Origin of the sequence: Sphingobium sp. B11D3B (assembly GCF_025961735.1) — a bacterium.
Classification (GTDB): domain Bacteria; phylum Pseudomonadota; class Alphaproteobacteria; order Sphingomonadales; family Sphingomonadaceae; genus Sphingobium.
This window is the reverse complement of record NZ_JAOQOF010000001.1, coordinates 1699351-1720950: the sequence shown is the minus strand read 5'-3', so window position 1 is coordinate 1720950 and position 21600 is coordinate 1699351. Positions and strand designations below refer to the sequence as shown.

General features: G+C 60.2%; 17 protein-coding genes. 7 read left to right on the top strand and 10 right to left on the bottom strand.

Features of this window, described 5'->3' with window-relative positions:
• Positions 1–62: 62 nt before the first annotated feature.
• The gene (locus M2333_RS08070; protein WP_264611423.1) at positions 63–1634 is read left to right on the top strand and encodes a MoaF N-terminal domain-containing protein; all 1572 of its coding nucleotides are present in this window, start codon (positions 63–65) and stop codon (positions 1632–1634) included.
• Positions 1631–2095, top strand: a complete 465-nt coding sequence (locus M2333_RS08065; protein WP_264584664.1) for a hypothetical protein — start codon at positions 1631–1633, stop codon at positions 2093–2095. Before M2333_RS08070 ends, M2333_RS08065 begins: the two co-directional genes overlap by 4 nt.
• Positions 2096–2160: 65 nt before the next feature.
• On the opposite strand, the gene M2333_RS08060 is transcribed toward M2333_RS08065, so the two are convergent.
• Positions 2161–3036, bottom strand: a complete 876-nt coding sequence (locus tag M2333_RS08060; protein WP_264584665.1) for a hypothetical protein — start codon at positions 3034–3036, stop codon at positions 2161–2163.
• Positions 3037–3159: 123 nt separating this feature from the next.
• On the opposite strand from M2333_RS08060, the gene M2333_RS08055 reads away from it, so the two are divergent.
• From M2333_RS08055 to M2333_RS08035, 5 genes are all read left to right on the top strand, one after another.
• The gene (locus tag M2333_RS08055; RefSeq protein ID WP_158512722.1) at positions 3160–3678 is read left to right on the top strand and encodes a MarR family winged helix-turn-helix transcriptional regulator; all 519 of its coding nucleotides are present in this window, start codon (positions 3160–3162) and stop codon (positions 3676–3678) included.
• A 55-nt stretch (positions 3679–3733) separates the two neighbouring features.
• A complete protein-coding gene (locus M2333_RS08050; RefSeq protein WP_264611422.1) occupies positions 3734–4525 on the top strand; it encodes a molybdenum cofactor biosynthesis F family protein in 792 nt (263 codons plus the stop codon).
• 30 nt (positions 4526–4555) lie between these two features.
• Positions 4556–6772 (top strand): N,N-dimethylformamidase beta subunit family domain-containing protein, encoded by a 2217-nt coding sequence (locus M2333_RS08045; RefSeq protein ID WP_264611421.1) that lies wholly within the window; start codon positions 4556–4558, stop codon positions 6770–6772.
• Between the two features lie 166 nt (positions 6773–6938).
• Complete coding sequence (locus tag M2333_RS08040; RefSeq protein ID WP_264584668.1) at positions 6939–7547, top strand: nuclear transport factor 2 family protein; 609 nt, start codon at positions 6939–6941, stop codon at positions 7545–7547.
• Positions 7548–7589: 42 nt separating this feature from the next.
• Positions 7590–8681 (top strand): hypothetical protein, encoded by a 1092-nt coding sequence (locus M2333_RS08035; RefSeq protein WP_264584669.1) that lies wholly within the window; start codon positions 7590–7592, stop codon positions 8679–8681.
• A gap of 717 nt (positions 8682–9398) precedes the next feature.
• On the opposite strand, the gene M2333_RS08030 is transcribed toward M2333_RS08035, so the two are convergent.
• The 9 genes from M2333_RS08030 to M2333_RS07990 all read right to left on the bottom strand — a co-directional run bounded on the left by M2333_RS08030 (position 9399) and on the right by M2333_RS07990 (position 21578).
• The gene (locus M2333_RS08030) at positions 9399–10349 is read right to left on the bottom strand and encodes a TauD/TfdA dioxygenase family protein (protein WP_264572093.1); all 951 of its coding nucleotides are present in this window, start codon (positions 10347–10349) and stop codon (positions 9399–9401) included.
• Between the two features lie 39 nt (positions 10350–10388).
• A complete protein-coding gene (locus M2333_RS08025; RefSeq protein WP_264572094.1) occupies positions 10389–11267 on the bottom strand; it encodes a TauD/TfdA dioxygenase family protein in 879 nt (292 codons plus the stop codon).
• A gap of 38 nt (positions 11268–11305) precedes the next feature.
• Positions 11306–12706, bottom strand: coding sequence for an MFS transporter (locus tag M2333_RS08020; protein ID WP_264611420.1), 1401 nt, complete (start codon positions 12704–12706; stop codon positions 11306–11308).
• A gap of 8 nt (positions 12707–12714) precedes the next feature.
• Complete coding sequence (locus M2333_RS08015) at positions 12715–15165, bottom strand: TonB-dependent receptor (RefSeq protein ID WP_264611419.1); 2451 nt, start codon at positions 15163–15165, stop codon at positions 12715–12717.
• 1047 nt (positions 15166–16212) lie between these two features.
• Positions 16213–17970 (bottom strand): EAL domain-containing protein, encoded by a 1758-nt coding sequence (locus tag M2333_RS08010; protein ID WP_264611418.1) that lies wholly within the window; start codon positions 17968–17970, stop codon positions 16213–16215.
• A gap of 223 nt (positions 17971–18193) precedes the next feature.
• Positions 18194–18514 (bottom strand): histidine kinase dimerization/phospho-acceptor domain-containing protein, encoded by a 321-nt coding sequence (locus M2333_RS16990; protein WP_181558473.1) that lies wholly within the window; start codon positions 18512–18514, stop codon positions 18194–18196.
• 147 nt (positions 18515–18661) lie between these two features.
• A complete protein-coding gene (locus M2333_RS08000; protein WP_264611416.1) occupies positions 18662–19660 on the bottom strand; it encodes a GlxA family transcriptional regulator in 999 nt (332 codons plus the stop codon).
• A 140-nt stretch (positions 19661–19800) separates the two neighbouring features.
• The gene (locus M2333_RS07995; RefSeq protein WP_264611415.1) at positions 19801–20046 is read right to left on the bottom strand and encodes a hypothetical protein; all 246 of its coding nucleotides are present in this window, start codon (positions 20044–20046) and stop codon (positions 19801–19803) included.
• 155 nt (positions 20047–20201) lie between these two features.
• Positions 20202–21578 (bottom strand): Shedu immune nuclease family protein, encoded by a 1377-nt coding sequence (locus M2333_RS07990; protein ID WP_264611414.1) that lies wholly within the window; start codon positions 21576–21578, stop codon positions 20202–20204.
• Positions 21579–21600 lie beyond the last annotated feature (22 nt).

Genomic DNA, 21600 nt, shown 5'->3' with positions numbered 1-21600 from the left:
AGACGGGGCCGGCGAGCCACGGCAAGAGGCCCGATCTGCTCGCGGGCAAGCAGTTGCGCATCGTGACCGACAAGGGGCTCACGCTCAATTATCGTTTTACCGGCGCAGACAGGCTGACGGTTGCGGAGAATGGCGCCAAGGCCGTGACTGCAGGCTATGGGGCACTCGCACTGGACGAGATTGTCGTGCTCACTCACCTGATCCCGAACAGTGAGCGCGGCTTTGCTGTGATCATCGACCAAGCCACCAATCTTGCGACGGTGTTTGAGGTCTGGTTCGGCGGGTTTGTCGACAAGCGCGAGGTGATGCGCGAAATCTACCACGGTTATGTCGATGTTGCAGGTAGCGGCCCGCCAGCCGCTCGCCACGCAGCGACCAATCGCGTTGAAGGGAAGGCCTATCACTGGACGCAGGACAATGGCATCGAGATGCTCGAATTTTATCCGAGCGCGGCCTATTCTCATTTCGTGGAACTCACCCGCACGGGCGGCGAACTCGGATTTTGCGGACCCTCCGATTATATCCGCCTGTCCGAAGAAGCCTATATCTACACACGCACCGAGTGCGAGTTCTCGGGGATCTTCACGCTTTACGTGATGGATGTGAACCGGATTGAGCAGATTGGATTTCGATTAGGCTTCGATCAGCGCGACAAGCTGGAATATTACATGTTCCGCGGCCAGGGCGAATGGCTTGGTCAGCTCGCCCAGTTTGAGAAATTCGGCGATACAAGGGGGAATGTCGTGCCCCCGGATGAGCCTGGTAAAGGCGCGCGCCGCGTGTATCGTCCTTTGCGCACCTGGAAGACGCTCACCAAGGCACAGGTCGATGAAGCGGCGAAGACGACGCTGGTGTTCGACAAGCCGAGCCAAATGGCAAAAAACGGCAATCCCCCCACGGACAAGCTGACGGGCAAGGCGCTGACCGTCCGTTACGACAATGGCCCCTCCATCGAATATCGCTTTGATGAGGCCGATCGTTTGCGATGGCGCTATGTGGGGGAGGTAAACTGGATCACTGCCCGCTACAATGCTTGGGAATCCGCGCCGGGCTTGTATATTTTCGGCCATCTGCTGGAAGGCGCGCCGAACCACGACTGCCATTCGACCGTGATCGATCTCGATGCGGGGCTGGCCACCTGTTTCAACGGCTACGTCAATACACCCTATATCGCCAATGAGGCTGCCGCCCGGACGCTGTTCGGCACGGTGGAAGGGGAGGGGATCCAGCCGCCCAAGTTCAGACGTCATGAGCGAACCAATGAATTGCTCGGTCGTGCATTGACGTGGAATTACGCGCCCGGCCTCACGTCGATGCACCTCTATTCAACACCGCGCACTGTCTCCTGGATCATCTTCACCGATGAAAACGCGGGGGGAATGGAGTGGAGCGGTTCGGGGGATTTCGTGAAAATTCGCGATCAGATCTATTTTGCGCATTGGCTTGAAGAAGCGTGCAACGGGTCGATGGGCACCTTCCTGATCAACATGCGCACCATGCATGACGCCGGCATCGGCTATCATTGTGACGAGAAGGGGCTGAGCCTTGGCCCCATCGGTGCGCATTCGCGCCACGCTGGCAAGTTGGACCTCGACCGGTTCTACGCGCAAAAGACGAAGAGGAGCGACGCATGACCACCGACACCACTTCATCCCGCCGCTCATTCCTGAAAAGCAGCGCGTTCATCGCGATGCCGCTCATCACCGTGCCCACTGCCGCGCTCGCCGACGACGGCGCTGCTGTGCGGCTGGCGCAATTGGAGGACGAGGCGGCCGTGCGCAAAGTGCATGAGCGCTGGCTGCGCGACACCGCAGGGGCCGTGACGCATCTCGATGGCGCGAGCGCGGTGACCCCAGACCATGATGGCCAGCCCCTCGCGATCCAGATTGCAGACGATGGCCGCAGTGCCATCGCCCGTCAGCCCTGTGTCGTCGAGTCTGCGTCGACACTGGAGGCAGATTGCACATTCGCGCAAATGGCCTTGGCGCAAGGCAATCGTTGCATACGCCAGACCGAGCGCCGTGTGCTGATTACGACATTGGCCAAACATGATGATGGATGGGTCGTCACGAAGGTCCGGTTTGCCGAGGCCTAAGATAAATGCGGGTGTGCGCGAGCCAAGCCCCTCGCGCCAAGCGACAGATCAAGGGCAGCTGCGGTTCACCAGCCCGATCTCATGCCATAAGGCACCATATTGAGCACAACTTCTATTTGCGCGATCTTGCCGCGCCGTAGTTTGAACAGTTCAAAGATCTGCCAGGAATAGGGCTGTCGCACGCTGATCGGCACGGTGCGGCCGTCGGTCAGCTTCGCTTCGTGGACGGTTCCTGCATGATCGAGGAAGGGCAGGCTGGCCACAACGCCGCGCTCTGTGTCGATAACCGGAAAGCGCCGATCACGCACCTGCGTCACGAACACGAAATAGCCAAGAGCGAACTGTTCTGCCGGGCCGAGGCCATAAAAGGGTGGCGAGCCCTCCTTGTCGAACTCTGGCGCCTGCGTGGCATAGACGCCATTGTCGAGCCGACGGCATCCCTCCTCAAATGGAGCAATGAAATGCCCGTCGTTGCGCTCGAGCGTGCGGAAGTAGGAATCGGCCAGAGCGGCGAGCGCCTCCCGCGACATGCGGTCCTGCTCCGGAGGCACTTCCTTCCAGATGGGGAGGGGCTTGCCCATGGTAGCCAACTTTTTTGGGCCATCCTTGTAGAACAGGATGTCGGTGCGCGAGATCACCATTTCCGCCTCGGCAATGCGATCGCCGCGCAATGCAAGGCGAATTCCGGCGATCACAGGTCGGTCATTTTCAAGTATCACCGCCGTCATCGCGATGCCGCCCGTTTCGCGATCGATGACAATATGCTGATAGCGGCCGGCGCCATTCGCGGTGCCCCACAGCCCATCGCCCAGCGTCAGTTCTTGCCCATTTTCTGTGAGGCGGAACTCTGGGTGAAGAGGTAAGTCGCCGGGGTCACGCGCGATCAGCCCATCAAGATATCGCATACCGAGTTGTTCAAGATCATCGCGGTTATAGTGCATCAAGCATTCTCCTCACCGCAATAGTGATGGTCCCAAACGGGACTGTCAAGTTGGGCAGTTGACCCCCGCCGTTCACATCGGCTAGCCGGGCTTCCTGAACGCGCACGAACAGACGTCTTGCGATTGGAAATTGAGGGCGGAACGGACTTGGGGCGAAAGATATCCACAGGGGCAATCGACCGCATTCCTGCAGAGCTCCGCCAGCGCGTGCTGGGGGAGGGCGGAGACTGGTTCGGGCTTCGCATGATCCTCATCGGCAATTATTATTCAGCGGAGGCCTTTGCAGCGCTTGCCCAGGACCATGGTCTGCTTCGTGACGAGTTCACCATTCTTGGCTATCTGTCCGACTATGGAGAGATGACCGCGAATGTGATCTGCGCGATGAGCGGGCGACCGAAGAATAGCATCAGTCGCGGGGTGATCAAGCTCACGGCCAACAAGCTCATTACCGCGCGACCGAGCGAAGAGGATCGCCGTTATATGGTGCTCGACGTGACCGACGAGGGTCGCGCGCTTTACATGCAGGCAATGAAGCTGTTCCGGGAGCGAGAAGAGGAGATATTCGGCTTTTTGTCGCGACGCGATTTGGCCAAGCTGGACGATCTGCTGATGAAAATCCTCGCCCACTGGCATGCACGTTGAGTTGACATGATCTCATTTGGGACTATTCCTGCCCCAGCCCGGGAGAGGAATTGTCATGTACGAAGTCGCACCGATCCGTCCGGTCCCGCCCATGGTGCGCGACATGGACCTGGGCAAGAACCGCCAGGAATCGACCACGATACTGGCCGGGCAGGACATCCAGCTCGACCATGACGATGGCGCTGCCCTAATCCTCCGGTTCGGGATCGACAGGGTGACATGGGAGATGAGCGGAGCGGCGGAGCCCGCCTCTGGAGGCGCCCCTTATGATGCGGTTGAGGTTCGTCCAGGCATCTTCTTCGTTCATATCGCCGAGGCGGAGCGCAAACTCGGCCTCACGCATGTGATTGACCGCGAGCAGGGGCGTGCAATTACGGTCTGGGACCAATTGATCGAAGGTGAAAGCGCGATGCGCCGCCTGGTCCGTCCGGCGCGGATCGCGGGCAGCACTGTCGATTATCTGCCAATAGCGGAGAGCCGCGAGCTGATCGGCAGGCGCGCTTATTGCCAATATAGTGAAGAAGCTGCGCTGGAACATGTGTACGTCAATTCGCGGGCAATCCTGTGGCAATGGCTGATCTTACCGAGCGATCCCCGCTTCGATGCGCTAAGGACGGAGGTTGGGATCGAGGCCGTGAGTATGTGCAAGGTCGGCGATGAGCTCTTTCTTCTCGCGCTGCACGATGGCGGCTCCATCGAACTGACATTGCTGATGGATTTCGCCCAAGGTCGTAATGTCGGCCAGCTATTTGGCGGGACGGAGCGCGGGATCGTCAGTCGGCCAGTTGGCGCCAAAATCATTCCGCTCGGTTACATCGATTATCCGCAAGGATTTGAGCCTGGTTGATCCTGCCGACCAACTCCCCCGGAGAGAGCGATGAACGAGCTGCCGATCACAGGATATCTTAACCGCCTCTCCGCACGTCCTGGTGAGCAGCTTGAGGCGCGGATCAGCGTTCGGCGTGGGGGACGCTATCAGGTGCGGCTGGTGCGGGTCATCTCGGCTGATCCCAACCCTGCCGGACCAGGGTTGCAGTTCGAGGATTTGTCATCCCTGTACGAGACCGAGCAGCTGGGGCATCGCCAGCCGATCCGTCTCGGCTCCTTTGCCGAAGCGCCGGGGCCCGGCATCATCACCGATGCCGCCTGCTGGACAGCGCTCGCCATGCCCTCAATGGCGCAATCTGCGCCGCGCGTCGTGCTTCATCATGCGGGTGCGGCGGCCAAGCTTACCTTGAGCATCGGGAGCGGAAAGGTTGAGGCGCGGCTGGACACGGGGCAGGGGGTCTTCGTTGCTGAGGTCGCGGGGCGGCTGCGCCATGATCGCTGGCACCGTATCTGGGCCAGTCTCGACATCGCGTCGGGCCGGCTGCTCGTTGGCTTCCATACGCCCGCTCATCTTTATGAGCCAGCCCAGAGCGGTTCCAATGAGGTGGAGGTGGTTCACGCCTCGATGCCTGGTCGAGGTCTTGTGCGGCTCGCGGCGGCCAGACCCGGCGGACAGGATGAAACTTTCAACGGGAAGATCGAGGACCCGGCCATTCTCGCCTCGTTCCGCGCAGAATGGCCCCGCCCGCTTGAATCGCTTGAGGAGCTTGGCAATCGCCTCATCTGCGGCTGGGATCTCGGGATCGGGATTGATACGCAGGAGATTGTGAGCGTCGGCGAGCAAGGCTGTGATGGGACGCTCGTCAATCTGCCCATGCGCGGCGTGGTCGGTGCACGCTGGACTGGCGCCGAGCAGAGCTGGCGGCATGCTCCTGGCCATTATGCCGCGATCAGGTTCCACGAAGATGATCTGGGTGATTGCGGCTGGGCGCAAAGCTTCGCATTCGCGGTTCCCGAGGGGCTGAAGAGCGGATCCTATGCGCTCCATCTCCGCTGCGAGGATGGTGAGGATTGGCTGCCCTTTTATGTGCTCGCCCCGCGTGACGGGCCGCGCGCGAACGTGGTTTTTCTCGCGCCCACCTTCACCTATCAGGCCTATGGCAACCATGCGATTGGCTGGACCGATGACGCGCTGCGCGCCCGGATAGCAGAATGGGGGGCTTACCCTCATACGCCTGATGACTTTCCGATCTATGGCCGCTGCACGTACAATCATCACCCGGACGGATCGGGTATCGCCTATGCCTCGAGAGCGCGGCCGATCCTGACGATGCGGCCAGGGTTCCTCACTTTCAAGGACAGGGCAGAGGGCGGGTCAGGTGTGCGCCACTACGCCTCGGATTCGCACCTGCTCGGCTGGCTGGAGGCGCGGGAGATCGAGTTTGACGTGATAACGGACGAAGATCTCCATGAGGAGGGAGTCGCGCTGCTCGGCGGATATCGGGTGGTGTTGACGGGCGGCCATCCGGAATATCATACCGCCGAAACGCTCGATGCCTTGCAAGCGCATGTGCAGAGGGGCGGGCGCCTTTGCTATCTTGGTGGCAACGGCTTTTATTGGCGGATCGGCCGAAACCCGTCGCTGCCATGGGCCCTCGAGGTTCGTCGCGCTGAAAATGGCGTACGCGCCTGGGCAGCCGAGCCCGGCGAATATTATCATGCGCTCGATGGCAAGTTCGGAGGCCTATGGAAGCGCAACCGGCGTGATCCACAGCAGCTTGTTTTGACCGGATTCTCGACGCAGGGTCGATATGAATCTGCATGGTTCCGGCGCACCGACGAGTCTCGCCACCCGGCAGTTTCGTGGATATTTGACGGCGTGCACGGCGAAGTTTTCGGGGATTGCGGCCTCAATTCCGGAGGCGCCGCAGGTTACGAACTTGACCGTGCTGACACGCGACTGGGCACACCGGACGGGGCAGTCGTCATCGCTCGGTCTGAAGGCCTACAGGCGGGCTTCCTGCCGCTCATGGAGGACATGCGCTTTCCCCCTCAAGCGCTTACCGGCGAGGATGCCGGAGCACTCGTGCGGGGTGACATGACCTATTTCGTTACCGACCGCGGCGGCGCCGTGTTTGCCGCCTCTTCCATAAGTTTCAATGGGAGCCTCTGGTGCAACGGCGCGTTCGGCGGCCCTGTGAGTCGCATTCTCGAAAATGTTGTTCGCCGCTTTGCTCGAGGTACTCACGAGCCGCTGGCGGACTGAATGCTGCTGATTGCACCTTGAATCCCGCGCGCAATGGCGCTTCTCCAAACCCGGTAAAATTTCCGCTCCCCATCGGGAAAGATTTTGCAATTCGGTCCCAAATGAGACTATAATTGCCCGTATGGTGTCGCGAAGGAACGAGGCATCAAACAAGAGGAGAGCGGGCATGTTTCGAACGGGGCGGTCGAGCAATTTCATGATCGCGTTGGCGATGCTTGGCGGTGTGGTTCTTTCCAGCGGAGCCCTTGCAAGCCCTGCGGATGATCGTGCGGCGATTGAGGATCTTCATGGCCGCTACTTGTTTGCATTCGATTGGCACGACGCGGCGAGCTATGCAGCCACCTTCGCCGAAGATGGTACTCTCGATTATGGTGCTGGCGAGATCAAAGGTCGCAAGGCGATCGCGGCATTTATTGAAGAAGGCCGTAAACGGGCTGTTGAAGCGCGCGCAAAGGTGCCTGCCGGGGAGCGTCCGAAGGGAGGACGCCACATCATTTCAAATATCGTCGTCAAACTCGACGGGAACAAGGCTCACGGACTGGCCTACTGGACCCATATGACGAGCGGACCGACAGGTTATGGCACGGTCGATTTCTGGGGCCACTACGAAGACGAACTCGTCAAGGTTGATGGCCAGTGGCTGTATGCGCGTCGCCGCATCTACAATCAGGCCATCCCAGAATGGTCGGCCCAGGACGCCAACCCGGTTGTTACACCCAGCGCCCCGCCGCGCCAGCGCGCGACTCCTGCACAGGGCACATCAGCCAATCGATAAACACCTCTATCGGACGACACGATCATGGGAAGGATGAGGATAATGCGCGCACAATCACTGAATTTGCGTGGAGGACGGGTTTGCGCCGGTCTTATTGCAGCCTTGCTCTGCACGAGTGTTGCGCCCGCAGCCACGGCCGCGCCAGCAGCAGCGCCGTGCGAGCGCGCGTGCTTGGAAGGCTTTGTCGGTCGCTATCTCGATGCCGTTGCGGCAAAACAGCCGAGCGCAGTGCCGATCTCGCCGAATGTGCGCTTCACGGAAAACGGCCAGCGCCTGTTAGTCGGCGACGGCTTGTGGAACACAATGAAAGCGCGCGGCAACTATAAGCTGTTCGTCACGGACGTCGCGGCCGGACAAGTCACATTCTTCGGGACTATCCAGGAGGATCATCGCGACGCCGCCAATTTCAACGGCTCGTTCATTGCACTGCGTCTGCTCGTCCGTAATCAGCAGATTGCGGAAGTGGAGCAGATTGTGTTCCGCTATCCAAATGAGACGGATAATGCGAGCTACAACCGGCTCGATGGCATGGCGATCCATCCCAAGCTCATAGAGGTGATCCCTAAAGCTGATCAACTGTCGCGTGCAGAGTTGATTGCGCAGGCGGACAAATATTTCATCGGGCTCCAGAAGAATGACGGCAAGGGCGACTATCCATTCACGCCCGAGTGTCTGCGTCACGAGAATGGCAAGCAAGCGACACTTGCACCTACCCCGGCTGGAGAAAAGCGCCCCGATCCGGCCACGGCGACTGGCTATTCCGGCCAGTGGAGCTGTACCGAGCAGTTCAAGTCAGGGCTGATGGCGTTCGTCAACCGCATTCGCGATCGCCGCTATGTTGCAGTCGATCAGGAACGTGGACTGGTGTTCGCCTTCGCCTTCTTCGATCACTCGGGTGGCGCGACGCGGACTTTCACCACTGCCAATGGCCGGACGGTCACCGCCGGGCCGGTCCAACCGCATACATGGCAGATCGCAGAGATTTTCAAGATCGAGAAGAATGGCATGATATCCAAGATCGACGCTCTGCTTGAACGCGCACCTTATGGATTGAATTCGGGCTGGAGCACTTGGGAGCAGGGCATGTCTGACCATGCGCGCGATGTGACTTTCGAGGCGCCGACGGGCATCTGAGAATGCCGATAGATCGAGGCGGTCACGGCATGACGCCTCGATTTCAAGGCCTCTTAAAACTCACGCCAAGTAAGAGCGGCTATAACAAAGAATTGAATTAGGGGTTATGCTGTTTAACGCCTGCAAGACGATAATGTAATGAAATTCATGGTAGACAACTGTTGCGATAATGTCATGAACAATGGTTTTAAGTTCTGGAGATGCTGACGCATTAACGCTGTTCGAGGGAGCCGAAAACCGACTTCTCAAGCTTCTTCGGGAAGCTGGTTTGAGTCGATGAACGATCGGCAGCTAATAGAGGCATCAGTTTGATCACTGAGCGCCCGCTATGTTGGCGGCTTCTGACACAGTGCCCGCCTCCACAGTTGCAGCTGCTCCCGACCAATGCCGGTCGTTCAGATTGAAAAGCGCTAATGTCTGCTCCAGACGATAGCAGTCATTGAGTTACTTTGGCCCATCCGACGGGACCCGCCCTCAAACCCGACGTGCAATCGTTCGAACCGGTTCCCGAAACCTGCCTTTCATTCATCTAATGACAGGACATTCGTTGACGGTAATCATCCACCTCAACCAGAGCTTGAGATGCGAAATGCCCCGCAATTCCTCTTCGTCAAAGCGGCCGATTGGCACTGCTGATCGAGGACATGTACAATCGATTATCCAACGTCACCCGCGCCACAGTTTCTCCCTGAGCGGTAGCGCGGGTAACGGTTCTGCTCAGGCTGCTTCGTATTCCACCGCCTTTTCCTGCCGGACGATGCGACTGGTGCGGCCATCGATGCTCACTGGCGCTTCGCCATGAATGGTGGCGCGGCGCAGGGTGCGGCGCTGCAGGCCGAAGTCGGCGACGGCGCGATGCTGCGTTGCCTGATTGTCCCAGAAGGCGACATCGCCGGGCTGCCAGCGCCACCGCACCAGATTCTCCGGCCGGGTGATATGGTCTTGGAGAATGCTGAACAACCGCTGGGAATCCGCCTGATTTAGACCGACGAAGCTCTTGACGAAATGTCCGAGCAGCAGGCTGCGCTGGCCCGAAACGGGGTGAACGCGAACCACCGGATGCTCGGTCTCGTACACCGTGGAGGCGAACACATTGCGATGCCGCTTGATCTGCTCCTGCGCGGTGGTGTTGTCCTTGGGTGCATTGCCCAGGATCGCAGCATAATCGTAGAGATTGGTGTGCACGGCCCAGAGATTGTTGACGAGCTGGCGCAGGGATTCCGGCAACGCCTCATAGGCGGTCTCGCCATTGGCCCATAGCGTATCGCCGCCCGCCTCCGGGATGGTGATGCCACGCAGGATCGAGCCCTTCGGATAGGCATCGACGAAGGTGACGTCAGTATGCCAGCTCGAGGCGGCGTATCCCTCGCGGCTGTCCAACTCCAGCAGGTAGCGCGATCCTTCTGCGACCGGCACGGTGGGATGCGCCACGGGATCGCCGAAGAGTGCCGTAAAATTCTCATGCTCTGCGTCATCGAGATGATGCTGGCCACGGAAGAAGATGACCTTGTGGCGAACCAGCGCGTCTTGGATCGCCTGGACGGTTACGGCGTCAAGATCGCCGGAGAGCACGACGCCCCGGATTTCGGCACCGATCGTGCCGGTCACTGGCTTGATGTCGAGCGGGCTATTGGGGTCTGCGGCATTGGCATAGGTGGTGATGGACATGATGAGGCTCCTTCTTGCCTTGGGCGTGCTGGGGGAATTTCAGTTGGGTGATTGGGGGCCGCGCGGGCGCTCGCCGACGATGGTCACGCGCTCCATCTCGCGATTGCCGCGATAGTCGGGCACCGCGTAGTGCTGGGTCGCGCGATTATCCCAGAAAGCGATCGAGCCGGGCTGCCAGCTCCAACGCACCTGGAATTCCGGCCGCTTCACCTGGTCGAAGAGGCGAGCGAGCAGCGCTTCACTCTCGCCTGGTGCAAGTCCGACGATCTCGCGGGTGAAAACGGAATTGACGTAGAGGACTTTCTCGCCAGTTTCGGGATGGATGCGCACCACCGGATGCTCGACCGGCGGATATTGCGCCTGCAAGGCGGCCCGCTTTTCGGGCGTCTCGACGAACTGCAGGAAGACGCGCGTGTCGTGGATGGCGCTCAGCCCGTCGATCCGGGCTTTGGTCTCCTCGTCGAGCGTTTCATAGGCTGCGACTGCGTTGGCAAAGACTGTATCGCCGCCCAGACCCGGCGAGACGCGCTGGATGAGGATGGACGCCGCAGACGGTTCAGCGCGGAAGGTCGTGTCCGCGTGCCAGTTGCTGTCCGTGGTGCTGCGATACTTGCCGGCGAACTCCTTGGAGCGCAGCGGCAGAATTTCCGGATGATCGGGGTGCGCGAAGACCGGGTGGGTCTCCAGATCACCAAACGCTGCGCCCAGGGCGATATGCTGGTCATGCGTCAGATGCTGATCGCGGAAGAACAGCACCTTGTACCGCAACAGGGCGGCGTGAAGCGCGGCGTGTAACGGCCGGGTCAACGGTTGGGAGAGATCGATCCCGCTGATCTGCGCTCCCAAACTGGGCTGAAGCGGCTTGATTTCGAACAGGTCGGTATCGGAAGCAGTGAGGGTCTTTTCGAGGACGGTCATGACGTGCATCTCCTTTCAGGGATTTCATTCAGTGCGGGTCACTCGGCCGGGGCGAGAGCGAGGGGCTGGTCGTCCAGTTGGCGGCGGATTTCGGAATGGGCGGCTTCGTCGAGCGGGAAGCGGGCGAGGAGCAGTGCGGAAAAGGCGTGGCCCAGCGCAGGACCAAGCGCGAAGACATAGGCAAGGCCAAGCAGCGCTTGCGGGCTGTTGCTGCCCCGGGGATCGAAGCCCAGCCAGGCGACGAGCGGCAGGGCCACACCGATAGCGATGGCCGAGGCGCCTTTGCCCGCGAGGCTGAACACGGAATAATAAAGCCCGGTGCGCTCCTCACCGGTTTCGAGGCGGTGCTTGTCGGCGATATCGGCGACGATGGCGCGCAGCATGAGGTTGCCGGAGCCTTGCGCGAGCCCCTGCACCAATGTCAGCGCCAGCAGCAGACCGAAGGTGTCCGGCGTGACCAGCAGCAGGCTGAGATTGACCGCGACCTGCACCAGCTCGCCCAAGACCGCCGTTCGGTGCTTGCCGAGCTTGAGGCCGATGCGCAGCCAGATGGGGCCCGCGAAGATACCGAAGATGAACTGGAAGAGGAACAGCGCCGCTGCCCAGTCCGGCCGGCCCATATAGAAGCTGACGTAGAAGACGATGAGCGCAGCGCGAATGCTCTGGGCAAGCGTCACGGCGAAGTCCGAGGCGAGCACGCGCAGAAGCAGGGTATTGGCGAACACCGCGCGCAGAGTCTGCTTGATCGACAGCGTCTCCGCTGGCCCGGCCGGAGCCGGAACTTCCGGAAATGCCGTGAGCGACAGAAAGACGCCGGGGATGACCGTGGCAAGCACCAGCGCGCCCATCAGTGACATTTGCAGGTGCCCGTCGCCCGGCCGCAGTTGATCGGCGAGCGCGGGAAGCAGCAGCGTGACGAATAGCGCCGCCGAACCCACGACCGTCTGGTAGGTCGCGATGCGGGTCCGTTCGTGATAATGCCCGGAAATCTCGCCGGACCAGGCCAGGAAGGGGATCTGGATCGCCGTCCAGCCTAGGTAAAAAACGAACAGGACGCCGCCGAGGTAGAGCGGCGTTACCGTCGCGACCGGAAAAAACAGGAAGATGGAGGACAGGGTGAACAGCACTGCCCCCGCCGCCATCCATGGCTTGCGGCGTCCGAAGCGACTGCGGGTACGGTCGCTCAGGGAGCCGATCAGCGGATCGGAAATGGCATCCCACAGGCGGCCGATCAGAAAGATGAAGCCGATCATGCCGAGCGACAGGCCGAAGTCCCGTGCAAAAATGGCGGGGAGGTAGACGCCGATGGGCATGGTCGCGGCGGCGATCGGCACGGCAACCGCCGAGAAGCGGATGAGCCGCAGGGCGCCGGAACGCTCGTCGCCCTTGCTCTGCAGCGGCGACAATGAGGACGAGGGGATTGCAGTGAGTGCGGTCATGGCGTGCCTCACAATTTTGCGCGGAGTGTGATGCCGTAGGTGCGCGGGTCGCCGATCAGCCCCGTCACCAGTCCGGTGTTTCCGGCCGACAGCGTCTGGAAATATTTCTCGTCGAGCAGGTTCTTGCCCCAGATCGAGAGGTCGTAGCGGCCGTCGTCGAACCGCAAGCCGATCCGCCCGTTGAGCAGGCCGTAGCCGTCCACGATCGCCAGCCGCGAGTTGGAGGCGGAGGTGTTGAAGCTCGATCGATGCGACCAGTCGGCATGGCCGTACATCTCGGTCGTGCTGCCCAATGCGGGAACCGGTGTCGAGACATCTGCGCCCAAAGTGTAGGTGAACTTCGGCACGCCCGGGAGCTGCTGGCCGGTGAGGTCTTGTACGGCAGAAATGTTCAGGCGCTCGACGGCCTGCGGCGCGTTCCTGTAATCGCGATAGCTGGTGTCGGCATAAGCCAGCGACGCATTGAGGCTGAAGTGCCGCAAGGGAGCGTAAACCGCGTCCAGCTCGAAGCCGCGAGAGCGCACCTTGGGAATGTTCGCGATATACTGCCGGTAGGTGACCGTGTTCGCCACCTGCTCGGTGATCGCCGTCTGATAATTGGCGGTGTCGATCCAGTAGAGCGCCCCGTTGAAGGTCAACGCGCGATCGAACAACTGCGACTTGAAGCCGACCTCATAGGCATCGACTCGCTCCGGCGCGACCTCTGGCGCGATACCCGCCGGCAAGGCAGTCAGATTGAGCCCGCCTGACTTGTTGCCGCGCGAATAGGTGCCATAAATGATCGCGTCGCGCGTCGGTTGCCAGCGAAGGGTAACGAGGCCGGAGAGGCTGTCATCCGAGAAAGCGGTCGCGAAGGTCTGCACCGGGTTGAACTGGGCGCGGATGGCGTTCGCTGTCGCCTGCTGTGCCGGCGTGAGGCCGGAGAGATCATTGCCCGCCACCCAATATTGGCGGAACGCGCCCTCCTTCTTCTCATGGGTGTAGCGCAGGCCGGCGGTCAGGGTCAGCGCATCGCTGATCGACCAGTCCGCCTGCCCGAACAGGGCGAGGCTCCTCGTCTGCGGCGTGGAGGTGGAGTTCGCCTCGAACCCGTCAAGCGCTGCGTTGCCGACCACGGGATCGACTGCCGGCAAGTTCCAGGCCGCCGCCGCCGAGCCGTAGCGGCTCGCGCCATAACCGCGAATGATCTGCCAGATATAATAGCCGCCGATCACATAATCGATTGGGCCATCATCCTTGGACGCAAGGCGGATTTCCTGACTGAACTGGCGTTGGCGGTTGGCCTGCTGCGCCTTGGTGACCACGGGCAGCGAGGTGGAATCGCCATCATTGGCCGGGTTCCAGTCCCACCAGCGATAGGCGGTGATGGAGGTGAGCTCTGCGCCGCCCAGATCCCAGTCGACCTGACCGGACACCCCATAGCCATCCATGTTGGACTGGTAATGGCTGTCGGACTCGCCCCGACGCGCGAACGGATGGATGGCCGGCAGTGACCGGCCGAACCGCGCCAGACGCGCCGCAAAATTGTTCGGGATTGTCGCGCCGTTTTCGTAGGTGCCGACATAGTTCGCAAAGACGTTAAGGGCGTAATTCTGCTTCTGGCTGGCATAGTCGCCAATCAGCCGGATTGAGAGACCGTCTGTCGGCGTAAAGAGGAGCTGGCCCCGTAAACTCGCATTTTCATAGTCCTGCGCTTCCTCTCCGGTCGTGGTGTTGAAGAGGAGGCCATCGCGCTTGGTGTAGGCACCGCTCAGGCGTACAGCGAGACGATCGGTGACGATCGGGCCGGATACCGAGACGCGAACTTGCCGATAGCCATAATTGCCGATGCTCACCTCGCTGGAAGCGTCCGGCTCGAAACTTGGCTTGCGGGTGCTGATGTTGATGACGCCCGAGGTCGTGTTTTTGCCGAACAACGTGCCCTGCGGGCCGCGCAGCACCTCGATCTGCTCGAGATCGACCAGATCGAACTGCGAAAGGCCGACGCGGCCATAGTAGACATTGTCGATATAGAAGCCGACGCCGTTCTCCAGCCCATCATTGGTCAATGCGACATTGCTGCCGAGGCCGCGAATGTTGATGTTGGTATTGCGCGGGTTGAAACTGAACACCTGCAGCGCCGGCACTTGTTGCTGGATCTGGCCGAGGGTGAAGTCGCCGCGACGATCAAGTGTCGCCGCGTCGATCACACTGATGGCGATCGGCACGTCCTGCACGGCTTCCTCGCGGCGGCGGGAGGCTGTGACGATGATCGGCGAGCCTGCGTCCTCCTCCGCTGCGGTCGGCTCGGTCTGCCATGGCTCTTCGGCCGCATGGGCGCTGATCGGCACTGCGAGCGACAGGGCTGCAGCTGTTGCCCGCAGCATCGTCCGGCGCGCGCCGATAGGCGAGAAACGCACGCCGGTAGGCGGGAAGCGCTCGCCTGTATAGAGCCCGATAATATACTGATTAAGTGTCATTATTATGGTTGCCCCTGAACGTGACTGTATTTGGTCGACCGTCGGTTTTCGCCGTCACGGTCTTCGGGGCGGACAGAGCGCAGGCTTCCCCCCGGCAGCTGAGACCAGATGGCCAGCGCCGATTGCTGAAGAAACAGGGGGTAGCGCGCCAGGTCCGCCAAATCGGAACTGGTGAGCCTGATCATGATGATCCTCGCAGAGCGAAAGGCGCGGCCACCGGATGGTGGGCGCGACATCATCACGCGCCGGTCCCGAGTGCGTCCGGAGGGCATAAGCCGTTTCGGGCGCTGGCTCGCGATAACCGGCACGCGACTGCGTGCGGACTAGGTCAACAGAGCTGGTGGGTCATGCGCATCGGATCACCTCATCGTTAGAGAGGGGAACACGACGCCTGGCGCGGTCGCCTGAGCATCGTGCGCTTTAGCGGTTGGTCACGCGGAGCAAGCTGCATCCCTATCAAAAGCCGCGGGTCAGACACTCGTGATGATGCGGGAGGGGCCTGACCAGCCATCCCGCTCGAGGTATTTCAACCTAATCGATAGAATATGATTTCGTCAAGGCAAGTTTTGCTTTTGCTACGGCAAAGTTTGGGTGCGGGCGAAGGGCTGGCTCCAATCCCTAAGATAAGTGCGGGGGGCTCAGCCATTAGGAAGATTGCCGTCTACGCCCTCAAAAACGACATTCGCTGGGCCAAAGCTGCTCGTCGAAACCCGTCCTGCTTTCATCCACCTGTCGGGGTCCGCGACCGACAATACCTGGGTCCGATGCCAACCAAACTCCGTCGTTCAGAGCGAGCGAAGCTAGCGTCTGATCCGAACAATAGCAGCCACTCGATCCTCTTCAGCCCATCCGGCGCCTCCCGCCAACAAAGCGGTCGTTGGAAGCAAGGTTTCGGTGACCCAATAGCTGCCGCTCATTCAGGTGAGCATTACTCACCAAATGTGAAACGGTCAGGTGGCAAAGAAGCCATCGTCATATTTGTTCACAAATGGGCTGCGTCTTGTTCGCCTGCGAGGTGCACGATGGCATTGGGGGCGCACATTCGCTTTAACTCTTAGACAGACGGTCCTCGCGCATTACAATTCCTTGATTGAGTAGGATTTCGAAGCGCTGTTCGTCGAGCGGCGGCGCGAAGAGGTAGCCTTGTCCCACCGAACAGCCCAGTGTCCGCATCATCACTCGATCGGCCTCAGTCTCAATGCCTTCCGCGACGACGCGCGCGTCGAGCGCCACTCCGAGCTTCACGATGCTTTCAACGATGACGTGCTTGACATGGTTGTGCGCCACTTCCCGCACGAAACTACGATCAATCTTTATCTCGCTGAGTGGAAACCGTTCGAGATAGCGTAGGTTGGAATAGCCCGTGCCGAAATCGTCGATCGAAATGCCGACCCCCAGGCGCCGCATATGTTCGAAGGATCGGCGTATATCGTCCGACTCAGGGGCCATCAGCTCTTCGGTAAGCTCCAGCGTCAGCCATTCGGCCTTGCACCCGGTTTCGTTGAGCACCTGTTCGACAAAGGCGACGACGTCCCTTCGCGTGAACTCCATCACCGACATGTTGAAAGCGAACCGGAGCGGTATCCGACGGTTTTGATTGACCCGCGCTGCATACGTCGCGAGCGTACGCAGGCCCCACGCTCCGATCTCCATCATGGCGCCGGTCTCTTCAGCAACGGCGATGAACCGGCCGGGTAGCTGGAGGCCGAATGCGCCGTGGTCCCAACGGAGCAGAGCTTCAGCGCCGATCAGGTCACCGGATTGCAGATCGACCTGGGGCTGATAATGAAACAGCAGCTCGTCATTGGAAACGGCGGATTGCAGTTCGTTCGCGAGCCGAATGCGATTACGCGCGTCTCGGTCATCTGCTTCCTCAAACGGATGGGGGCCGTGGTCGGGCGTCGCTTTGGATCGTTGCATCGCCGCACCTGCATGCCGGACCAGTAGAAGAGGATCGGTTCCGGCGAACCCGACAGCGAAGCCAGCGGCAAACTGCACTGTAAGCGATGCGCCAGGCAGGACAAATCGGGGTCTCAGCAAGTCGAGGACCTCATTGACGATCTTGCCCGCACGGCTGGCATCATCGAGCGCGAAGGCCAGGATGAAGTTATTGCTGCCGACGCGAGCGATAGCCAGGGCTGGCACAACAGCCAGACGCGCTGTCGCCGAACGAAGCAGCGCATCACCGACATCGTAACCGAAACCGTTGTTGACGTCACGGAACCGCAGGACGTCGAGCTTGATGACCAGCAAGGCGGAGTTCGCCGACATTTCGATCTGTGCCAGCCGGTCGAGCAACCCATAACGATCCCGCAGTCCGGTAAGCCGATCGACACCCGGTGCGTGCGTGACATCCCGGATCAGGCCCACGAAATGCGTGAGGCGCCCTAGGTAGTCCCGAAACGGCTCCAGACGCAAAGCATTGCGAAACATCGTTCCGTCCCGCTTGTAGTTGCGCAGTGTCACCGAGCAGGCGCGCGCCTCCGCAAGCGCAGCCCGTATTTCCGTAAGTTCCGGCTGCAACCGATCGCTTCCCTGGAGATAGCGGCAGTTCTTGCCGATGACTTCGTCAACAGAATAGCCAGTAATTTTTTCGAATGCTGGGTTTACCAGGACTATGGGCTGCCCCCGGAGGCGCATGTCCGCGACGAGCAGGCCATCGCTGACATGATCGAGCGCAAGTTTGGAAAAGAGCTCTGTTACACACTGGCCTCTGCGCCCACCGAGGAGGCGAGGCCATCGCAGCAACGGGGAACCAGTTCTACCGGGCTCCACGATCGTGCCGTCGGCCGCATCGGGAGTCATCTCGCAAACAGGCTTTCGAGTTTCATCGCGATGAGCGCGTAAAGATCAGATCTCATCCCATGCCTCCGTGCTAGAGGATGATGCCGTGGTGCCGACGTTTCAATTTCAGCGGCGCGGCGTTTCGAGACAAATCGACGCCAGTTTCGTCGGGGTACGGCAAACGTCTCGTGGCCTGGTCGAGCGGGTCACCAAGCTGCGATATCCGGTAAAGATATTTTTGGATTTACGTGTCGCTCTGAGGTGCGGGCGAAGACGCGTCGTCAGCAAGCGGAGGCATCTGACATGCAGCCTGAAGGCTACTTTCTATGAGGCGAAGATGCGCCAGGACCGTATTTTGCAGCTCGCTGCATGCCGACACGATTGCAGAGGCATATTCCTGCTGGGTTGCCCCAAGGTTTCCATCGAGCTTGAGAAGCTCAGCGAATCCCGTGATGTGGGTGAGCGGTGTCCTGAGATCATGCGACAAAGTGTGGAAGTAGGTATCGAAAAGAGAGTCCTTGCGGAGCGGAACATTTTGCCATTGCTCAACAGCGTTTTGTATCATTTGCTGAAATCTCCACGCTGGGGTGGCGAGACTGCCGCGCTTTATGTCTTTTCACTTATCGTGAGCCTGCGGGAACGAGTTGCCATCGCCTCTTGGCACCACGATGTCGTCCCGCAGCGCTGTTTTCAACTTCGCTGATGCGACCATTCAGGACGGAATAGCGGCTCTTTCGACGTTGATCGGCTCTCCGCCTCCGCTGCTGTGAAAGCGCATGCGATACTCCAGGGGCGTGACGCCCATCCTGCGCAGGAATGCCCGTCTGAGCGTAGTCGTCGAGCCGAACCCGGCAGTGTAGGCAATCGCTTTTATCGGAGCGGAACTTTCTTCCAGCAGTCGTCGCGCAATATCGATCCGGGTCAATTCGACATATGCGATTGGGTTCATGCCGAGTTCGGCGCGGAACAGCCTGGAGAGATGGCGCGAGCTTACGCCAGCAATCTTTGCAAGGGTTTCAAGGGTCAGCTTCGCGCGGGGATGTTCGAGGATGTGAAGTCTTATCTTGTCGATCGGGCTGTTGGAAACAGTTTGTGCGGTCAACAGTGCGCTGAATTGCGACTGACCGCCGGGTCGCTTCAAGAAGACGACCAGCCGCCGTGCCACCCAAAGCGCCAGTGCCCGCCCGTGATCCTCCTCGATCAACGAAAATGCGAGGTCTATCGCTGCGCTTACCCCTGCGGAGCTGAACACTGGTCCGTCGCGCACGAAGATGAGGTCGGGTTCCACCAGAATGTCCGGAAAGTCGGCGGCAAGGCGTGCAGCATACTCCCAGTGGGTTGTCGCACGACGACCCGCCAGCAATCCGGCATGAGCCAGCAGGAAGGCCCCGGTGCACGTCGATCCGTGACGCCGGGACTGCCGTGACTGCTCCCGCAACCAATCATTGACTGCTTCGCTTTGGGGCGACGGGACGCCATATGGCCCTGCTACAATCAAGGTGTCGCACGGCTCTGTCTCGTCGTGGATGCTGGCGTCAGGCAGATAAACGATGCCGGAGGCGCTTTCCTCCGGCATGCCCCGTTCTGTCACCAGCTTGACGCGATAGCGATTACTGGACCCCATTTTGCAGTTCGCTTCAAACAGCGCGTCTCGTACACCGGCTATTTCCAGCAGATGTACGTTGCTTGGGGCAAAGATTGTGACGAGCATGGCCTGAAGCGCTCCGCGGCGACGCAAGATCACCGATCAGAAACACGATACGCCTCGGGTGCTCAATTACCTACAACAATGGGGTCTGTCAGAGCAAATGCAGCTGCGGATGTCCGAGCGGCGCAGCTCGACATAGCATGTCAGCTTCTGCTGCCGTTACCCATGGCAGAGCATAGCTCTTTTAATCCCTTGAACTCAGCCAGCGCGCACAGATACGACCGACTTCGCCAACATAGCCGCCGTTCGATGGTGAAAATCGACTCCCTGAAATCTGCCTTTCGTTCATCGGACCGTTGGGAGTAGCTGGTGAACCATTTGAGCAGCTTGGGCGACTTCGCGGTAATGACCGCGGCTTCGTGTTCAGAAATGAAGTCGCTGTCGGGCATAAGCGTTCAACGGCTGAAATTGTTGGTAAATGAGCAGATCGAACCGCGCGGTGGGCAGTTAGGCTTGGCCTGCCCGCATGACGAGCAGCAGGGGCGGGGTTCAGCTCGGGCCGCGGTCGAGAAGCGCTGCGCGCCTTACCGGTATAACGCCGGCATTACGTCGACGCTGACGGCGATTGCTCGCCGTCCGAAACACCAACCAGTGCGGCTGGCGATTGCGCCTCAGAGGAATCCTTGGTCAGGAAGGCATGCAGCGCTTTCAGCTTCATCAGAAGCTCGCTGAACGTGATCACCGTCACATCCTTGAGGCCGTTGCGGAACAGTTCGAACGATTTTCGCTGATCCGGATCGTCGATATCGCGCCCCGCGATGACCAGTCCTTGAAGGGCGTATGTGAAAATGTCGAACTGCCCGGAGGCGGCCTTCTTGTTGTTGATCTCCATCTGCAACTGATAGCGCTGATCGAGAACCTGGTTCACTGCGCCGGCAATTTCCTTGTCCGGTGCAAATACGCCGCCGCGATAGGGTTTGGCGGCCATAAGCTTGCTGTCCGGTCGCTTGATCTCGATGATCGCCATGTTGCCATAGGCGCCTGCACGCAGCAGATAGTCCGCGATCTTGCCGCCGGTGCCGTTGAATTTGACGCCGCCTACAGCGACTTGCTCCCCGAAGATCGCGATCGGCAGGCCGAATGCGAGACGGACGATGAAAGGATTGTCCGACAGGAATTTCTGCCAGAAGGCCTCATTGTGCTTCTTCGCCATATGCTCCTCGATCCTGGCGATCAGCTCCTCCAATGTCAGCAGTTCGATTTCCCGGTTTAGCGCGAGCAGCTCGGCTTCCCGCGCCTTCAGCCCGGAGCGGTTCTGCCGGACAGCCCTGACGACGTCGGTTGCCGCAGCGACCGGAGGCTGTCGTCCGGCCAGACTCAGTGCAGAAAGCACCGAATCAGCGAGATCGGTGGGGTTCAGCCCAGTCGGCGACGGCCTGGCCGCCAGACTGAGTTCGGTCGCGAGCGCGGTACGCAGATAGTCGCGCTTGGCGCTGTTGCCGAACAGGACCGCACGCAAATGGCTACGATTGATCGCCCTGCGCCATTTGTCGAATGTACCGTAGACGATGTGCGCCGTGGTTTCGGAGACGCTTGAGTGCAAATATTCCGATAGCACCAGCTCGGTGAAACCGCCGGTACGTTCAAGCTCGTCGACTATGAAACGCATATCATAAGTCGCGCCGAAGCCGGCGAAGATGTCCTTCACGAAACCCGGCGGCATTGTCAGGACTTCGATGTCGAAATTTCCGAAACCATCGTCGAGATTGCCATGCCCCTCGAAACTGATGGTCTGCAGCACCTCGTATTTGGGGTGGAAAAAGTAGGGGCTGCCGACCTTCAGCGTCGTAGGATGGGTTTCGATGGTGTCCGTGGCACAATCGTAGCGTGCCAGGAGCTGGCGATGTCCGACCTGGAAGTTGGCGGTGAGGTTCGCGGCTACAGCGGCAGCGTGAGCGCGGCCACGCAGTACGATCTCCATGTCATAGCCAGTCGCAGTGCTG

What these genes read in the sequence shown, in the direction of transcription:
- M2333_RS08065 (WP_264584664.1), top strand. Translation starts at nt 1,631, where the DNA reads ATGACCACCGACACCACTTCATCCCGCCGCTCATTCCTGAAAAGCAGC.
- M2333_RS08060 (WP_264584665.1), bottom strand. Translation starts at nt 3,036, where the DNA reads ATGCACTATAACCGCGATGATCTTGAACAACTCGGTATGCGATATCTT.
- M2333_RS08050 (WP_264611422.1), top strand. Translation starts at nt 3,734, where the DNA reads ATGTACGAAGTCGCACCGATCCGTCCGGTCCCGCCCATGGTGCGCGAC.
- M2333_RS08045 (WP_264611421.1), top strand. Translation starts at nt 4,556, where the DNA reads ATGAACGAGCTGCCGATCACAGGATATCTTAACCGCCTCTCCGCACGT.
- M2333_RS08040 (WP_264584668.1), top strand. Translation starts at nt 6,939, where the DNA reads ATGTTTCGAACGGGGCGGTCGAGCAATTTCATGATCGCGTTGGCGATG.
- M2333_RS08035 (WP_264584669.1), top strand. Translation starts at nt 7,590, where the DNA reads ATGCGCGCACAATCACTGAATTTGCGTGGAGGACGGGTTTGCGCCGGT.
- M2333_RS08030 (WP_264572093.1), bottom strand. Translation starts at nt 10,349, where the DNA reads ATGTCCATCACCACCTATGCCAATGCCGCAGACCCCAATAGCCCGCTC.
- M2333_RS08025 (WP_264572094.1), bottom strand. Translation starts at nt 11,267, where the DNA reads ATGACCGTCCTCGAAAAGACCCTCACTGCTTCCGATACCGACCTGTTC.
- M2333_RS08020 (WP_264611420.1), bottom strand. Translation starts at nt 12,706, where the DNA reads ATGACCGCACTCACTGCAATCCCCTCGTCCTCATTGTCGCCGCTGCAG.
- M2333_RS08015 (WP_264611419.1), bottom strand. Translation starts at nt 15,165, where the DNA reads ATGACACTTAATCAGTATATTATCGGGCTCTATACAGGCGAGCGCTTC.
- M2333_RS08010 (WP_264611418.1), bottom strand. Translation starts at nt 17,970, where the DNA reads ATGACTCCCGATGCGGCCGACGGCACGATCGTGGAGCCCGGTAGAACT.
- M2333_RS16990 (WP_181558473.1), bottom strand. Translation starts at nt 18,514, where the DNA reads ATGATACAAAACGCTGTTGAGCAATGGCAAAATGTTCCGCTCCGCAAG.
- M2333_RS08000 (WP_264611416.1), bottom strand. Translation starts at nt 19,660, where the DNA reads ATGCTCGTCACAATCTTTGCCCCAAGCAACGTACATCTGCTGGAAATA.
- M2333_RS07995 (WP_264611415.1), bottom strand. Translation starts at nt 20,046, where the DNA reads ATGCCCGACAGCGACTTCATTTCTGAACACGAAGCCGCGGTCATTACC.
- M2333_RS07990 (WP_264611414.1), bottom strand. Translation starts at nt 21,578, where the DNA reads ATGGAGATCGTACTGCGTGGCCGCGCTCACGCTGCCGCTGTAGCCGCG.